This window comes from Candidatus Zixiibacteriota bacterium, assembly GCA_036397555.1.
In the GTDB taxonomy this organism is placed as follows: domain Bacteria; phylum Zixibacteria; class MSB-5A5; order WJJR01; family WJJR01; genus DATKYL01.
Window position 1 is genome coordinate 1 of record DASWIS010000004.1, and the last position, 16,307, is coordinate 16,307.

Consider the following 16,307-nt stretch of genomic DNA (forward strand, 5'->3'; position numbering starts at 1 on the left):
TGGATCGTTGAGCGCACCTTCGCTTGGTTGCATCGATTCCGCCGTCTCGTCGTACGCTACGAATTCTACGCCGTCATGTATCTGGCTTTCTTGCATCTGGCTTGCGTCGTCATCGCGCTCAGGAGGTTATGAAACTGATTCTAGAGCCGGTTACGATACCTGACCCCGACTACCCGATTGGGCTGCGTGCGGATGTCTATGTAAATGTCCGCATTAAAGGCTTGACGTCCGAAGTCTTCCATTCAGTCTTCGAGTCAATTGTCTTCTCTGAGATTGAAGAAGTCCTGCCAAGTGACTTCGACGGGTTGGCGATTATAGTGTTTAATTACAGTCTTAGTGATAGACTACCCGTGTTCAACCTCTCGTGGGTATACAGCAGAGTGGCGCTTGTCAAGCGAACGGCAGCAAGCACCGACATTCTGTGGGTTCGCGAACCGGACCTCCGTTCACGGAGACTGATCCTTGGGCTCCAACTTGGAGGTGAAGTGGATCAGGCCACATTCCCCCGGGGTATTGAGCTGCTTGTTCCCTGAAAGAATGTCACTCGGTTCACCGGTGCCTGGCGAAGGACTTGTGTCAAGTAATGTGGGGTACTCCTTTTCTCAGGCCCGGTCCGAGGTCCGGGTCATATATCTCTAGGGGCCGGTTTCGGGCCCGCCCCAAGATTCGGGCGGCTCGCCCCGCTTGCACTCAATGCGAACTCCGTCGTTACTTCTCTGATGTGTCCAGCCCCCCCTTCCCCAAGATCGACCTGAAACAAACCGTCTGCGCCATCGCCACACCGATCGGGCGCGGCGGACTGGGGATTGTCCGCCTCAGCGGCCCCAATGCGGTCGCCATCGCCGATTCTGTCTTTCGCGGAACGGACAGGAAGAAGCTCACCGACCAACCGGGGTACTCAGTTCATCATGGCGTGTTCGTCGACCCGGGATCAGGCGCTCATGTAGATGAGGTGCTCGCGACCGTCTTTCGTGCTCCCAAATCGTTTACCGGCGAGGACAGTGTGGAGTTCTCGGCGCATGGCGGCCCGGTCGTGCTCCGTAGCATGCTCCAGATACTGCTTGCTCAGGGAGCCGACCACGCCGCACCGGGCGAATTCACCCTCCGTGCCTTCCTGAATGGCCGGATCGATCTCACTGAGGCCGAAGGCGTGGCCGACATCATCAACGCCAAAACCGAAGAGGCCGCCGCCGCCGCCTTGAGCCAAATACAAGGCAATATCAAACAAGCTGTTACAGTGCTCCGAAATGAGCTGATTTCGGCGCTGGCCCGCCTCGAAATGGGAATCGACTTCACCGAGGAAGACCTCGACGCGACCGAAGTCGATTCTGTCGGAGCGCGGTTATCAACTGTACGACATCGTGTTACGGAATTACTGTCCGGATACAATCGCGGACGGATTCTTCGCGAAGGATTCACGGTAGTCCTCGCTGGGCCTCCCAACGCCGGCAAATCGACGCTCTTCAATCGATTGGCTCAAGATGAACGGGCGATCGTCACCGAGATTCCCGGCACCACTCGCGATGTCCTGCGCGAATACATCAACATCGAGGGTTGGCCGGTCTGCATCGTCGACACCGCCGGCATCCGTGAGGCGACCGATCTGGTCGAGCGCATCGGCGTAGAACGCTCCGACGCCGCCATCCGTGCGGCCGATGGAGCCATGTGGATCATTGACCATGCCTTAGACTGGTCCAGCCAAAAACCGCCATCGGTCTTTGCTACGATGACCATCCCCTGGCTGATCACAGTCAACAAGCTCGACTGCGCGGACGATCCCGATGCGGCAGTACGGGAGATCGCAGCCCATCACGCCCCGACCTTCAATCCACCGCCGGCCGTGCTCGGCCTGTCGGCCAAAACAGGGGAGGGGCTGGAATCGCTGGCGCGTGTCCTCAAGAGCTGGATCGAGGCGGTCGGACTGCCGGACAAATCGGTCTCGATCGCGATCAACGACCGCCACCGCGCCGCACTCGACCGCGCCGGAGCCGCGCTGGATCGCGCCATCGAATCGCTCAAGTCCACCGGCCAACTCGAACTCGCCGCCTTCGATGCCAAATCCGCGGCCGACGCCCTGGGCGAAGTCATCGGCACTACCACCACCGAGGAAATCCTCGCCGAGATTTTTTCGAACTTCTGTGTCGGAAAATAAGGCGGCGATTTCCCCCGTTCGAAACCCGAACCACGCCCGCAGAGACGCAGGGGTCAGGCAGCAGTTTGTAGGGGCACCCATTCGCTTCGCTCAGGACAAGCGGCGTGCCGTGCCCGACCCCCTACCGTCGTCGCCCCACCCAATCGACACCCGCATCAATGGCCGACCGCAGCCGATCCGACAACTGCGCCGTGTGATGCGCAATGTGCCGTATCGCGACAATCTGGTGCTCGAGTTTGGAGATCGGATACCAACTGAATCCGCTGTCGGCGCTGGTTAGATCGAGCGCGTCGATGGATTCGTCGACCATGTCGTCGCAGACCCGCCAGTACTCGAGCATCTCCTGTTTGCTGTATGGTTTCCCGGTCTGTGGCCGAAGGTCCTCTCCTGAGGGCGGACGGTGCGCCGGTTCGGTCAACTCCTGAATGTCCGGCGGCGCGGGCATGTCATCCATGTCCTGAATCCCGGTCTGATGCTTGTCCCACGCGACAAACCCGGCCGCGTGCGTGCGGCTGTACAGATGAACAAAATAGAGCGTGTGGTACACCACCCGCCAATAGGGATTGGTATACTCGGTGCTGACCCATAGATCGTCGGGGCACTGCTCGATGGCTGATTTCAGCATCGTCAGACAGGCATGGTACTGGTCCTTGAGGATCGTGCGGAGCGCCGGAACTGTGACGGCACCCGCTGTATCCGACTCTGGCATCAATGTACTCCCGTTTTGCGCGGTCCCATCCACTGACACAATCGTGAAGAACGAAACTCAATCGCACGCCGAGTTGGGTATCACATTTCCACCGGCTCAAACTCCGCAAACATCTGTCCGGCCTCGGCTAAGTTCGTCAGCTTCTCGTCGTCGCAGACAGCGTCGAACCGTGCCCAGAGCTTGTGCACTTCGGGATTCCGATGCGCCTGCTCGATCGCCTCGCGCGACTTCCATTCGAACACTTCAAGGATTGTCCCATCGGCTGCGCGCATGACATGCGCCGGACGCCCGGTGATCAATCCTTGCGTACGCAGCACCGGCATGTGCTCGGCGACCACCTTCTCCAACTCGAATTCTTTCCCCGGCTTCGGGCGATAGCACGCGATGACGAACCGTCCCATGGAAACCTCGCGTTCCTTCAACCGCAGACTGTCATTCTGAGCCCCGTTATCCAGTCCCGTCGAAGACGGGACTGGATAACGGGGCGAAGAATCTGCTTTTGACATCCTCGGTCGCATTTTGACAAACCTTCCTCAGTAAGAACAGTACCATGAACCGATGAAGGCAATGGGGGGATGACGGGCTGACACAATGCGGCGGTTAAGCCAAAGCGAGGCGGGAATGAAAATCAAAATCCTTATGTGCAACTGCCGCGGGCTGGATGCGGCGTTCAACCGTCTCGACACCCGGACATTGACCTCCGATGTCTCCGAGGAACTGGCCATCGACTACACGATTCTCCATCCCGAGCTCTGCGGTGACAGCGGTCGCGCCGCCTTCGCCGAGGCGTTGCACGACTGGGACCGCGATACCTACATCATCTGCGGTGCCTGTGCGCCGGAGATCCAGTTGGGCTTTGTCACGGAATTGGCCCGCGAACGCGGCATCCCCTACGACCACATAGTCCCGGTCGACATCCGTTCGGCCGACAACGAACACATCGTCAACCGCCTGCGTCAATCGGTCGAAGCGATCATCGGCATCGAGCCAGCGCCGTAATATCCGCACTTCGCTTGTGTTCTCGTAGGGCACGGCGTGCCGTGCCCTCATCGTTTGCTTATCTAAGTAGCCCCGCTTGGTGGCGGCTTTCGTCACAATCGGCAGGCACTGACATTACCGCGTCACACACACCGCGTTCTTCCCATCCGCCGACATGACATGGACGCGCGACTGGGGCCAGCCGCCACTGATGTAAACGATTTTCTTCCCATCCGGCGACCAGCGCGCGTAGAACGAATCCTCGATCACCCGCTTGATCTCCGAACCGTCGGCATTCATGACGAACACGCCCTCGTGCCCATCCGCTCCGCTGCGCGCGAAGATGATCTGCTTGCCGTCGGGCGACCAGCCGGGAAAGATGTTGTGCCCCTGGCGGGTCAACTGGGTCAAACCGGTGCCGTCGGGATGGACCGTGTAGAGATGATCCGTCTTGCCGTCTGAGAGGTTGGAATAAAAGAGAATGAGCCGGCCATCGGGCGACCAGACCGGATTCCAGTGCTCAGCGGCCGTGTCCGGGACCAATTGCGCTTCGGAACCATCGGCATCCATCACATAAAGTCGCCGCAGGCCGTCGACTTTGCGCGTGAAGGCGATCTGCCTGCCGTCGGGCGACCACGACGGTGCGTTGCACTCCCATGACGTGTCGGTCAGACACTGCGTCGTGCCGCTGTCCAGATGCGTGACGCAGATTCTTGTCACACCACTTTGCTTGGATGCATAGCCGACCCGTCTCCCGTCGCGCGACCATGTTGTCCAGTAATCGGTGAGCGGATTGTCGGTCAATTTCCTCCGCCCGGTGGCGTCGGAGTTCATCACGACGATGTCGTATTGCCCGTGCTGAAATACCGACATCGCCAGCCGCTTCCCATCCGGCGACCAGGTGACATCCTGATAGAAGGCGGTGTCTGTGCTCGCCGTGTCCGATAAGTGCGATTCTTGCGCTGTCGCGGAGCGTGCGAATAGCGAGACACTCAGGAGCAAGGCGAAGGATTTCATCATTGGGTGCCCAGATCCTTCAGTGAAATGTGAATGCATCACCTCAGACAGCGGATCGTCTGAACATTATCGCGGCGAATATACCAGCCGCACCACGCGATCACCCTCATAATCGGACAGCACAATCGGGATATCGCCGCGATGATTGAAGGCGCGACGATATGCCTCGGCGATCGGACGCAGGTCGAATCGGAGTGCCGGTTGAAGCAATGCGTCGCACATGTCGCCGGGATCGTCGTGGCGGATGTAGAGTGATACGGTGCCCGGACGTGTTTGCATCAGCGTCGATGGGGTCATGAACGCACTGTACACATGGCGGATGCAGCCGCCGCCATGACGGATCATCACCTGCAGTTCCGATCCGCTGATGCGCGCATCGAGCAGATCGAACCGCGCCGCGCGCAGTAACCGGTACGGCGTATTCGTAATCACCACCGGCTTGACCAACGGCAGGTCGCAGTACGCGCAGAGCGCGGCCCCATGCTCGAGATGGTTGAGCATCGCGACAAGGTCGACGATGTCGATGTGCCCGTCGCAATTGAGGTCGACGCGGTCGGCGGATATCGGCAACGGCCCCTGGTAAAGAATGTAGTCGATCAGTAGCCGCAGATCATCGCGGTCGACATCGCCGTCGCAGTCCTGATCGCCCTGCGGCGCGACGCGAAACGTGTCGACGAATTCGCGCGGCGGCTGCGGGGGCATCGTCGCAAGAGGATTGTCGGCTGTGACGAAAAAATGCACGATGTACTCGCCGTCGTCCAGATCGGTCAACGACTCTTCGATCCGAAACGGCACGAGCACCTGGATGCACTCGACGCTCGGATCGTACTCGGTGCGAATAAACACACCGATGCTGTACGCATCGATGACTGTTGCGGTCACCACCGGCTCGCTCCAGCAGGGGTTCGGCAACTCCCCGCGCAGCCACAACCGCACCGTGTCGCAGCTCAACGGACAATCGGGAATGACGTCGTGTGCGATGGAAAACGGGATCTCGGAATCCTGTGCAAGCGACGCTCGAACGGGCGCGAACAGGACAATGAGAATCAGCAATGATCGGAGCGTACTCATGGCGGCGACCCGGCGCGGATGCGCTGCGCTGCCCACCAGCGGCGCGCCGTCCCTCATCACCGCTATTACCGCGCACGGCAGCCGATATTCCAGGTGGATGCACAATCAGGCAAACTGGGATTTCGTTGCCCGCGCCCGGCTTGTATACTTGGCAAGCCCGCACCTTGGACATAAGGCCCTGCGGTTTTATAGATGAGAGAGCGAATCATCGTCATCGGCGGCGGACACGCCGGCATTGAGGCGGCCTCAGCCGCAGCGCGGATGGGCGCGCAGGTGCTCTTCATCACACGCGATCCGGGCGCCATCGGACGGATGTCGTGCAATCCGGCCATCGGCGGCATCGGTAAAGGCCAGATTGTCCGTGAGATCGATGCGCTTGGCGGACGCATGGGGAATTTGGCAGACCGCGCAGGGATTCAGTTCAAAGTACTCAATCGCCGCAAAGGTCCAGCCGTTCAGTCATCCCGCTGCCAATGTGACAGATTATCGTACCAGAATGCCGCAATTGAAGTAATCGAGAGCACGCCTTCAATCACGGTCGTACCTGACGGAATCTCCCGGCTGGTCATCAACGGAGACCGCATCGACGGTGTTGTCGGGACGTCTGGACAATTATATGGAACACAATGTGTTATACTATGTGCGGGAACGTTCTTGGAAGCCATCACGCATGTCGGCCCAAAGACAAGACCTGCCGGACGTGTCGGTGAGCCGCCGTCGCATGGACTGTCTGGTCAATTACGAGACCTGGGATTCGAGGTTGGTCGTCTGAAAACTGGCACACCACCGCGTCTTGATGGGAAGACTATTGATTACTCACAATGTGCGGTCCAACCGGGAGATGATCCGCCAGCAGGATTCTCGCGCATGTCGCCAGTGTCGATCGGCAACAAGTCAGTATGCTGGCTGACATACACGACTGCGGAGACGCACGCGCTGATCGGCGAGAACATCAAACACTCCCCGCTCTTCAATGGCCAGATCACCGGAATCGGGCCGCGCTATTGTCCCTCGATCGAGGACAAAGTTGTCAAGTTCGCCGAAAAACCCCGTCATCAACTCTTCCTCGAGCCGGAAGGGCTCAAAACATCGGACATATACATCAATGGCTTCTCGACATCGCTGCCGGCAGTTATCCAACTTGCCGCCTTGCGAACCATTCCTGCGCTGAGCCGAGTCGAGATGACACGCCCGGGATATGCGGTCGAGTACGACTACTTTCCGCCGACACAGTTGAAACCGACATTGGAGACCAAGCCGATTCGAGGCCTCTTTTTCGCCGGTCAGATCAATGGCACGTCTGGGTATGAAGAAGCTGCGGGACAAGGGCTTATCGCAGGAATTAATGCGGTTCTGTCGTGCCGTGGCCAGGCACCCTTCGTGCTCGGTCGCGATGAAGCGTACATCGGCGTGATGATCGACGATCTGGTCACAGTCGGAGTCGATGAACCTTACCGCATGTTCACTTCCCGCGCCGAGCATCGCTTGCATCTTCGTGAGGATAACGCCGAACGACGACTCTCAGGGTATGGACAGCGGCTTGGATTAGTCGCCGATGTTGTGTTTGCTCGGCTACGGCACCGTTGGGAAGAAATCGACCGGATGATCGAATCGTTCGGTCGGACAAACATCCCGACCCGTGAGCTCCCATTCGAGGGGCTGCGCAGGCAGGGCAGCGCGACGGCCGCCCAGATCCTGCGAATCCCTGGAGTCGATATGAGCGACTTGCATCGCTTCGATCCGACAATACCTCCTGTCGACCCCGCCATCGTTGAGGCGATCACCATTGCCATCAAGTACGGCGGATATATCGAGCGTCAGACCCGCCAGATCGAGCAGTTCCGACACCTGGAGGGTATGCGCGTTCCCGAATCTCTGATTTTTCGGTCGCTGCCCGGATTGAGACGTGAGTCGGTCGAAAAGTTCGAGCGTGTCCGCCCCACTACAGTTGGGCAGGCATCGCGCATCCCCGGCATCACTTCGGCCGATGTCAGTCTGCTGATGATCCACATCAAAGCGGGCAGCGGCAGATCGAAATCCCGCAGTGTTTCACGTGAAACACCGTCATGATGACGGCACCCCGGACGAGGAAATCCTCATGGTAAATCGATTTATCTTATTGTCGATTAGTGTCTTTCATCATACACATTTCACATGAAACTGTCATCTGACTTAGTTTCGCGCCTGGCTGGCATCCCCCCCGCCTCAGCGGGGACTCTGGATCGATTGAATCAGTACAGTGCGCTCGTCCAACATGAAAACTCACTGATCAATCTCGTCTCTCGCGCAGGCGATGTCGAAACGGAGATCGACGATCAGATCGCCATTTCCATCGCCGCACACCCGTTGATCCCACGCGATCGACCATTGCACTGGCTCGACATCGGCTCGGGCGGCGGATTCCCTGCCATTCCCCTGGCCATCCTCCGCCCGTCGGACTCATTCATACTCATCGAGTCTGTCGCCAAGAAGGCATTCTTTCTGGAGCGGGCGGTCGAACGGCTCGAGCTGCTGAACATCAGAATCGTCAATCAGCGCGCCGAGGATTTCTTAGACGAGGTGTTTAAGACTGAGCTTCCCTGGAATGTCATTTCAATCAAGGCGGTCACCGGCTGGGATGAGACATTCGCTTGGGCGAGACAGTCACTGCCGTCCGGGGGGATGTTGCTCACATTCAAGGCGCTCGGCGATGTGCCGGAGACATTCGATGGCGAGCGTGATTTTGAACTCATTACAGATCAATCTATTAACGACGTAATGCCTCGTATCACGGCTCGCATTCTCATCTATCAAAAGAAGTGACATCGTATTCTCTTGACTCATAATGAGTAATCAGAGTTTATCTTTCACTTGATGCACAATTTGTTGCCGAATCGCCGCATCATCGCCGTCGCCAACCAAAAAGGCGGTGTCGGCAAGACCACAACTGCGGTCAACCTCGCGGCCTGCATGGCCTTGTCCGGACGGCGCACATTGATGATCGATCTGGATCCGCAAGCCAACTCCACTTCGTTTTTAGGAGTCGACAAGAAAGATGTCACCACCTCGACCTATGAGGTCTTAGTCGGCGGCCTCACGATCAAGGCGGCGCGTAAACAAATCGGTGTCGAACTTCTCGATCTGGTGCCGTCGGCGATCCGATTGGTGGGAGCCGAAATCGAACTGCTCGGCATGACCGATCGCGAACAGATTCTTCGCAATGCCATTAACGACAATGGCTTGCCGCATTATGATTTCGTCATCATCGACTGCCCGCCATCATTGAACATGCTCACCATCAATGCACTGGTGGCGGCGAAGTCGGTACTGATTCCGTTGCAGTGCGAATACTTCGCGATGGAAGGATTGGGGCTGCTCATGGAAACGATCGGACGCGTGCAGAACTCGCTCAATCCGGAACTTGCCATCGAAGGTGTGCTGCTGACCATGTACGACGGCCGCCTCAATCTCTCGCGCCAGGTCGAAGCCGAGGCGCGCCGTTTCTTCGCAGACAAAGTCTACCGCACTGTGATCCAACGCAACGTGCGTCTCTCTGAAGCGCCGGGATTCGGCAAACCGATCGTGCTGTACGATGTGCACTCAGTCGGCGCGGAAAACTATCAGTCGTTTGCACAGGAGGTCATCGCCTCATGAATCGTCTCGCCCTCGGACGCGGTCTGGATGCGCTCATTCCTGCGACGACACCGGCTGTGACGTCGTCACAATCGGTGCGGCAGTTGCCGTTGGACTCTATCGTGCCCAATCCGGGACAACCGCGCACGCAATTCGACGAGGACAAACTGCGCGAACTCGCCGATTCGATTCGCGCGCACGGTGTCTTGCAGCCGGTATTGGTCAGACCGCTCAGTGACGGACACTACCAACTGATCGCCGGGCAGCGTCGCTGGAGCGCCGCGAAACACTCGGGGCTTTCGACAATCCCGGCGATCGTCATCGACAATGCGACCGATGCACAGCAGATGGAGTGGGCGTTAATCGAGAACCTGCAACGCGAAGATTTGAATCCGCTCGATGAAGCGGCGGGATACAAACGGCTCGCCGAGTTGTTCGGTTACACGCAGGAGATCATCGCGCAAAAAGTCGGCAAGGATCGCTCGACTGTCTCCAACATGTTGCGGCTGTTGTCCCTGCCCCAGGCGGTGCGCGACAAACTTGCCGCCGGCAAACTCACCGCCGGACATGCGCGCGCATTGTTGGGCATCGAACGTGAAGCGCTACAGATTCGTCTGGCCGACCGCATTGTCTCGCAGAGTCTCTCGGTGCGTCGCACCGAGGAAATCGTCTACGGCCAGCCCAAACGCGCTGTTTCACGCGCCGTGAAACGTTCCCCCGAACTCGATTCCGTCGAACGCAAACTGCGACTCAAGCTCGGCGCAACGGTGCACATCGTCGAATCGAAGAAACGCGGCCGCATCATCATCGACTACTACGGCCACGAGGATCTGAACCGGGTGCTGGGGATATTCGGAGTAATCTGAGTGCGGCGGATGCCCCGGACGTCCGCCCAAGTCTCCATCGTAACCGGCACCAAGTTGCAGTCGCATACGGGAGAGTTGCGCCTTGGAGATTCCTCACCCCGCAGTCCCACTCGCCACAGGCGAGTGGGACTACGAGGATTCGGAATGACATTGGTTGATTCTACTGCCGTCCAAAAAGGATGCATGAGAGCGGGGACTTCATTCCTGTGCAAGAGGCATTCGACAGAGCCAGGGATGTCATTCCGAACTCCGAATCCCGCACCGGCAGTGCGGGCCTCGGGGGATTCGGAATGACATTGATTGTGGCTTCGATTCCATAGTTGAATCCTCAAAGAGGAGCTGTCATTCCGAATCCCTGCGACGCCGACCGAAGGGAGGCGAAGTAGGGTGAGGAATCTCTAACGCGACGGTGCTACGCAAGAGAACGAAGCAGATGCCTTACTGGGTCTACATCATGACGAACATATCGGGTACGCTGTACACGGGCGTCACGAACGATCTGACGCGACGTCTGCACCAACACCGGACCGGCAGCGGATCACGGTTCGCATCGCAGTATCACATTGATAAGCTCGTGTACTGCGAGGAGACCGGGAATGTGCTTGATGCGATTGCGAGGGAGAAAGAGATCAAATCATGGCGACGGGAGAAGAAAGTTCGGCTGATTAATTCCGTGAATCCCAAATGGGAGGACCTGGTACCGTAACAGTTGTGACTTGGAGATTCCTCACACTCCCCCGTACTTCGTACGGGGTCGGTTCGGAATGACATTGCTGTTATGTGCTTCGGATTTGAAATAGTCGGCGAGCTATCTGTGTCATTCCGAAGCCCTGAGACTCACGCCGCAGGCGTGAAGCGAAGGGTGAGGAATCTCCAAAGCGACGCCGAACTGACGCGCGCGATGCAGCAACACGCGAACCTTACTTGCCGACAAAGATCGTCAACCCGGCCCGGATCGTGATCCATTGCGCGTCGCCCTGGACCTTTTCCGTATCTGTATCGCCGCCGAATTCGAGCTCGACATCTTTGTCGTCTGTCATCAGGTGCGTGATCTGCCCCTCGACGAACCCGCCGACCTGCTCGGAGAACATGTGCAGCACGCCAATCGCCCCTTCGATGCCTAACGCGTTGTCGACCGTCGCCTTGATGTCGGCGGTCTCACCTTTGGCCGTGGCATCGCCGGAGAGTTTCTGTTTGCCGATCATGGCGCCGGCGCGAACATTAAGGATGGGTCTTTCCGCCTGTCGCGAAGAGCCATTTGAGATAGGCGCCAAAGTCGATGACGGTCTGGTTCAGATCGTAGGATACTCCGGGATCGGGGTTCACGAACATTTCATCGACACCGAAGCGGTTGTAGTTGACACGACCGCCGACCGCAAGGTTCCCGGCGATGAAAAACTCGGCAGCGCCCCCGGCGTTAAACCCGGTCTCCGCGCCCTTGGCTTTCTCATTCTCGGGGTCAGCGTCGGCCATATCGCCGATGGGAATGGCACCTCCGCCGTACGGCGATATCGCCAACTTCCCCTTCATCATGATCGCGTGGCTCGGCTGCGTCACCAGAAGCGCAACACCAAACACCATGGTCAGGATTGTTGCCTTTCGCATGAACCCTCCTTGGTTCTCGCCCGTCACCGGGCGATAGACGAGTATACAGACCGGGAGCCGAACGCTCAAGAGCCGGATGCGGGTGCGCCGACGGGCGGCGCAATGATCTCCGGCCGGTTCCAGAAGATGTAATCGGTGCTGGTGGTCTCGCCGCCGAGCTGGCGGACCAGCTCGACAATCTGCCCACGGTGATACCACGCATGTCCGGACACCTGGGTCAGGATCAACTCGACAGGCCAACGCCGATATTGGCCGTCATTCCCTTCCCATTCCAGGGGCTTGGCCAAACCAGCGTCGTCGAGCCCCGACATGTACTTCACCCACGCCTTCTCGGTGACGGCGACCATGCCGGGGAGATCCTCGAGTTTCGTCCCCTCACTATCCCAGCCCTCCTCGCCGGGCCAGTGACCCAGGCGGTACAGCCACATTCGACGCGCCAGAACCAGGTGTGCCATCAGGTTGAGCGCGCGCTGAAACTCGGGTGTGGCGCGCTTATTCGCGGTAACAGAGTTCAACATCGTGAGCGTCTTGGCGTTACAGTCGCGTTCGTGGTCGTACCAATTGCGGAAACGGTCGATCATGGTCGTCATCGTGTCCTCCCGATCTGCCAAACGAAAAAATCCGACATCCGTGGCGCGAATGGCAATCACTTCAGAACGCCCACACACGGAAGGAGCGCAACACGCCTCCCTTGCGCAATCAGACACAACAGGTTATATTGCATCCGTAGGTTCCTGCCGTATCTGTCCATAGGTCTGTCCAATCACAAGGAGTGGTATGTCCATGAGTGGTGTAACAGCAGTTTCTGAGAACGGCCTCATCCCCCGTCTCGGCGATGTGGCCCCCGATTTCACCGCGCAGACCACGCACGGCGAAGTCAAGTTTCATGAATGGCAGGGCGACAAGTGGGTGATTCTCTTCTCGCACCCGGCCGACTTCACGCCGGTCTGCTCGACCGAACTGACCGCGTTCGCCAAGCGCTATGACGAATTCGAGAAACGCGGCGCCAAGCTGATCGGCATCTCGATCGACTCGATCCATGCCCACTTGGCCTGGACACAAAACCTCGAAAGAATCCTGCAGACGAAGATCCCGTATCCGCTGATCGCCGATCTGAACACCGCGGTCGCCCAGAAATACGGGATGATCCATCCGGGGGCATCCGAGACCGTGACAGTCCGAACCCTGTTTGTAATCGACCCGAACAAAAAGGTCCGGGCGCTGATCTACTATCCGCTCAATGTCGGGCGCAGTGTCGATGAGGTGCTCCGCCTGCTGACGGCGCTGCAGACCGCCGACACCAAGGGAGTCGCGCTGCCGGTTGACTGGAAACCGGGCGACAAAGTCATTGTGCCCCCACCCAAGACCGAGGCCGACGTGCAGGATCGGCTGAGTGGGAAGTACGAAAAGATCGATTTCTACCTGTGCAAGAAGGAGCTGGTCTGATCGGAGAATGGCCCTGAGTGTGCTGAGCCCGTCTTATTTAGCTGTATCATGATAAGACACGGTAATACAACGTGATAACAGATATTATCGGCCCGTCGCGGCGGGCCTTTCTGTCTGTGGTCAGTCCGGAGCATGCCCCAAAATCGGCGTCGCGGTTATCAAGGCCACCCACGACTCTTTTGAGTGATTGTATCGCGGGTTAAAGAGGTTCAGTAAGCGGTCGGCGATGCTTGGTTCGATGTGCTTGATGATCTCGACCTCTCCAAAGTGCTCCCGGAGCATCTCGACATGCACATCAGGGTTTCCCCGGGAAAAGATCACGGCATAGTTGATGCCGGAGATCGGTTCCGGGAGCATGCCGAGTGCCCGCAGCCGCAAAGTATCGAGCTGTGCGGTGCTCCGAACCGGGTAGACTATCGGGCGTGGGGTCCGGTGGGCCCCATCGAGGTAGTATTCCGGCAGACGGGTGGCTCGTTCGGTGTAGTCGGCGATGATCCCTGTGGCGTCACCTCTCTCATATATATAGGTGAGCGACTCGATCCGTGATTTCTGACTGTAGTTGAGACAGGCGAGGATCAAAAGCGGCAGGTTGACCGCCCAGTACCAGCGCCATCCCCAGTTGATGCAGCGACGAAACCGTTCGCTGCCTCCATCGCTCCACCAATGCAGCCCGCACACACCCATCACCGCCACGGCAGCGAAGATGGGCAACAGGAAGCGCTCCTGCTTGCCGGGGATCAGCGAATGGATGATGATGAATGCGAAGACAGCCCACGCGAGGACTCCCAAACGCCGCGCGAATCGGACCATCGCCGCTCCGAACAAGATCGAAAACGGCGGGATGAAGACGCCCAACAGCAAGAGCACATATCGATACCACGGCCCGACGACATAGTTGTGGGAGCGTTCGATGTTGTGCCCGAGACTCTTCCATAATGATCCCAGAAACACCCCATGCCATGACCAATCCCAGAATCCCTGCAACACGGCTGGAATAAGCGAACCTGCAACAACGAGAATCAGCCCCCGCCATTGTCGAGCGAACATCAGGTACAGACCGATGCCGACCATCGCGCTGCCGACCTGCCAGCGGATGACGAACGCCAGCCCGCCGCACAGTCCCGCCAGCAACCAATGCTTGGTCGACGATCCTTGCGTGCGCTCGGCCCGTACGATTTGGTAGAGCGCACAGAGCAAGAACGGCATCGCAACGACTTCGATCAGATTGCGGACGGAGGCGTACGGCATGATGAATGCCGCGGCAACAATCAGCCCGGCATTCCACGCGGCACGCTCCCCTGCGAGCGACTTCGCGAGGCGGTACGCGAGCGCGATGGTCCACAGCGAAGTCAGTCCGTGCACCAGACGGATGATGAACATCACCGTCTCGGGATGCACGATGCCGATCTGCTGCAGGCCGCTCATTAAGAGCCAGTTGGCGCCGGGATACGCAAGCGAGCGATAAAACAACTCGCCGCCGGGCAGACCGGGGTTGTTGCCGCGCATCCACTCCGCCGCCATCTCGATCACCTGAAAGTGATCGTCGGAGCCCATGTACCCGCCGGAGTAGATCGACGCGATGACGCGCAGGATCAACCCGGCGAGCAGAAGTGTCAAAAACGGGTGTTGTTCCTTAAGCAGTTGCGTTCGTTGTCGCACGGGGCAGTATCATTGGTGCAAGCCGTTCTGCCAAGCGGCAAGAGAGACGGCTGTGTCGTCAACAACCCGCTTTGTGCCACTGACCTTGGTCGGTGCAGTAGCCGCTACAAGTGTGTCGGGCACACAACTACTCACACCGGGCACCCAGCAGAGCCGTGGGCCACCCGTCAGCAGGATATTGGCAAGTTTCCAGAAAAAGCCCTTGACAAGGCCACAGAAGAGAAGAATAGATTTAAGAAACAAGGCGAGATCATTGAATGAGCAGACAGGCATCATTCGCTCAGCTCACACTCTGTGTTACGCTGATCACCACACTGGCTGTGGTCTGTTCGTGTGCAATGTATGGGTGCACCCATCCGAATCAATATGACACATTCGTACGCATATCCGGAAGGGTTGTGGACGTAGAGTCCAGTCAGGGCATTGACTCTGTAATCGTATCCATTGACGACACGACTACATACAGCACTCAGAATCATACAAAGCCCGACGGTTCATTCTTTTTGGATGTGTTTCCATTTGATTCCGGCGCGATATACGCCCGGAAAGCCGGCTATCACACAGCGACGACAATAATCCGAGATGGAAGTCATGACGTAGACGATTTACTGATATCACTGATCGCGTCTAAGCCACCAAACGGAGCGTCAAATGTATCGCGTCACGTTAGCGCTCGCTCTCTGCGTGTCGCTCCACTCCATCGCTAATGCCGTTTGGAGTGATCGCGTACTCGTCATGCTCGAAACCAATGCCTCAACTCAGGAGGAATTCTTAAACCAAAAAGACTCGCTTAGTCTGGTCGGGTTCGCCCCACGGCATGTGTTCCCGCCGAACATCATGATTGGTACGATGTCGCGGCAGTTTCTCCCCCGTCTCGACACGAGCGAACTCGTCACTTCATTTGTGTCCTCGAATCGCAGACGAGGCGACAATCTGACCCAATTCCCTGTGTACGCTAGCCATGTCTATGAGCAGCTCACGGACCGAAGCAGGCGGCGTTCGGCTCGAATCAACTCTATGCCCGGACTGCTAGAACCTCCATCATGCTTACCTGATGATCCCCCGTTTTCGTTGACACTCGTTTAGATAGATTCCAGCAACAAGCGTTCCTCAAATTCAACCGGACTGAGATCGTCCAGGCTGGTGTGCATGCGTTCGCGGTTGTACCAGCCCTCGATCCACTGCACGATGG

18 protein-coding genes are annotated in these 16,307 nt (G+C 58.0%); 9 read left to right on the forward strand and 9 right to left on the reverse strand.

Features of this window, described 5'->3' with window-relative positions; all coding sequences use genetic code 11:
- Window positions 1-128 precede the first annotated feature (128 nt).
- Together VGB22_01050 and mnmE are read left to right on the forward strand one after the other, a co-directional pair.
- Window positions 129-533, forward strand: a complete 405-nt coding sequence (locus VGB22_01050) for a hypothetical protein (GenBank protein ID HEX9749863.1) — start codon at window positions 129-131, stop codon at window positions 531-533.
- A gap of 188 nt (window positions 534-721) precedes the next feature.
- Complete coding sequence (gene mnmE / locus VGB22_01055; GenBank protein HEX9749864.1) at window positions 722-2,152, forward strand: tRNA uridine-5-carboxymethylaminomethyl(34) synthesis GTPase MnmE; 1,431 nt, start codon at window positions 722-724, stop codon at window positions 2,150-2,152.
- Window positions 2,153-2,273: 121 nt separating this feature from the next.
- On the opposite strand, the gene VGB22_01060 is transcribed toward mnmE, so the two are convergent.
- Both VGB22_01060 and VGB22_01065 read right to left on the reverse strand, forming a co-directional pair.
- Window positions 2,274-2,861 carry a DinB family protein gene (locus tag VGB22_01060; GenBank protein ID HEX9749865.1) on the reverse strand — a complete coding sequence of 196 codons (588 nt, stop codon included), beginning with the start codon at window positions 2,859-2,861 and terminating at the stop codon, window positions 2,274-2,276.
- Between the two features lie 80 nt (window positions 2,862-2,941).
- A complete protein-coding gene (locus VGB22_01065; GenBank protein HEX9749866.1) occupies window positions 2,942-3,262 on the reverse strand; it encodes a hypothetical protein in 321 nt (106 codons plus the stop codon).
- 220 nt (window positions 3,263-3,482) lie between these two features.
- Between VGB22_01065 and VGB22_01070 the strand changes: the two genes are divergently transcribed.
- Complete coding sequence (locus tag VGB22_01070) at window positions 3,483-3,860, forward strand: hypothetical protein (protein ID HEX9749867.1); 378 nt, start codon at window positions 3,483-3,485, stop codon at window positions 3,858-3,860.
- Window positions 3,861-3,974: 114 nt separating this feature from the next.
- Here VGB22_01070 and VGB22_01075 read toward each other — a convergent pair whose 3' ends face one another.
- Both VGB22_01075 and VGB22_01080 read right to left on the reverse strand, forming a co-directional pair.
- The gene (locus VGB22_01075) at window positions 3,975-4,859 is read right to left on the reverse strand and encodes a DPP IV N-terminal domain-containing protein (GenBank protein ID HEX9749868.1); all 885 of its coding nucleotides are present in this window, start codon (window positions 4,857-4,859) and stop codon (window positions 3,975-3,977) included.
- Between the two features lie 63 nt (window positions 4,860-4,922).
- Window positions 4,923-5,984: a dockerin type I domain-containing protein gene (locus VGB22_01080; GenBank protein ID HEX9749869.1), complete on the reverse strand. Its 1,062-nt coding sequence runs from the start codon at window positions 5,982-5,984 to the stop codon at window positions 4,923-4,925.
- 135 nt (window positions 5,985-6,119) lie between these two features.
- Between VGB22_01080 and mnmG the strand changes: the two genes are divergently transcribed.
- The 5 genes from mnmG (at window position 6,120) to VGB22_01105 (ending at window position 11,111) form a co-directional block, all read left to right on the forward strand.
- Complete coding sequence (gene mnmG / locus VGB22_01085; GenBank protein ID HEX9749870.1) at window positions 6,120-7,997, forward strand: tRNA uridine-5-carboxymethylaminomethyl(34) synthesis enzyme MnmG; 1,878 nt, start codon at window positions 6,120-6,122, stop codon at window positions 7,995-7,997.
- 84 nt (window positions 7,998-8,081) lie between these two features.
- The gene (gene rsmG / locus VGB22_01090) at window positions 8,082-8,729 is read left to right on the forward strand and encodes a 16S rRNA (guanine(527)-N(7))-methyltransferase RsmG (GenBank protein ID HEX9749871.1); all 648 of its coding nucleotides are present in this window, start codon (window positions 8,082-8,084) and stop codon (window positions 8,727-8,729) included.
- Window positions 8,730-8,792: 63 nt separating this feature from the next.
- Entirely contained in the window at window positions 8,793-9,560 is a 768-nt protein-coding gene (locus VGB22_01095) for an AAA family ATPase (GenBank protein ID HEX9749872.1), read from the forward strand.
- Window positions 9,557-10,405: a ParB/RepB/Spo0J family partition protein gene (locus tag VGB22_01100; GenBank protein ID HEX9749873.1), complete on the forward strand. Its 849-nt coding sequence runs from the start codon at window positions 9,557-9,559 to the stop codon at window positions 10,403-10,405. The genes VGB22_01095 and VGB22_01100 overlap by 4 nt, the downstream gene beginning before the upstream one ends.
- Before the next feature lie 433 nt (window positions 10,406-10,838).
- On the forward strand, window positions 10,839-11,111 hold the full coding sequence (locus VGB22_01105; protein HEX9749874.1) for a GIY-YIG nuclease family protein: 273 nt from the start codon (window positions 10,839-10,841) through the stop codon (window positions 11,109-11,111).
- 214 nt (window positions 11,112-11,325) lie between these two features.
- On the opposite strand, the gene VGB22_01110 is transcribed toward VGB22_01105, so the two are convergent.
- From VGB22_01110 to VGB22_01120, 3 genes are all read right to left on the reverse strand, one after another.
- Complete coding sequence (locus VGB22_01110) at window positions 11,326-11,610, reverse strand: hypothetical protein (GenBank protein ID HEX9749875.1); 285 nt, start codon at window positions 11,608-11,610, stop codon at window positions 11,326-11,328.
- A gap of 16 nt (window positions 11,611-11,626) precedes the next feature.
- Window positions 11,627-12,010: a hypothetical protein gene (locus VGB22_01115; protein ID HEX9749876.1), complete on the reverse strand. Its 384-nt coding sequence runs from the start codon at window positions 12,008-12,010 to the stop codon at window positions 11,627-11,629.
- A 65-nt stretch (window positions 12,011-12,075) separates the two neighbouring features.
- Entirely contained in the window at window positions 12,076-12,600 is a 525-nt protein-coding gene (locus tag VGB22_01120; protein HEX9749877.1) for a DinB family protein, read from the reverse strand.
- 193 nt (window positions 12,601-12,793) lie between these two features.
- On the opposite strand from VGB22_01120, the gene VGB22_01125 reads away from it, so the two are divergent.
- The gene (locus VGB22_01125) at window positions 12,794-13,456 is read left to right on the forward strand and encodes a peroxiredoxin (GenBank protein HEX9749878.1); all 663 of its coding nucleotides are present in this window, start codon (window positions 12,794-12,796) and stop codon (window positions 13,454-13,456) included.
- Between the two features lie 120 nt (window positions 13,457-13,576).
- Here the strand turns inward: VGB22_01125 and VGB22_01130 are convergent, their stop codons facing one another.
- Entirely contained in the window at window positions 13,577-15,115 is a 1,539-nt protein-coding gene (locus tag VGB22_01130) for a glycosyltransferase family 39 protein (protein ID HEX9749879.1), read from the reverse strand.
- Window positions 15,116-16,197: 1,082 nt separating this feature from the next.
- On the reverse strand, window positions 16,198-16,307 hold a 110-nt coding region (locus VGB22_01135), incomplete at its 5' end, for an IS3 family transposase (protein ID HEX9749880.1).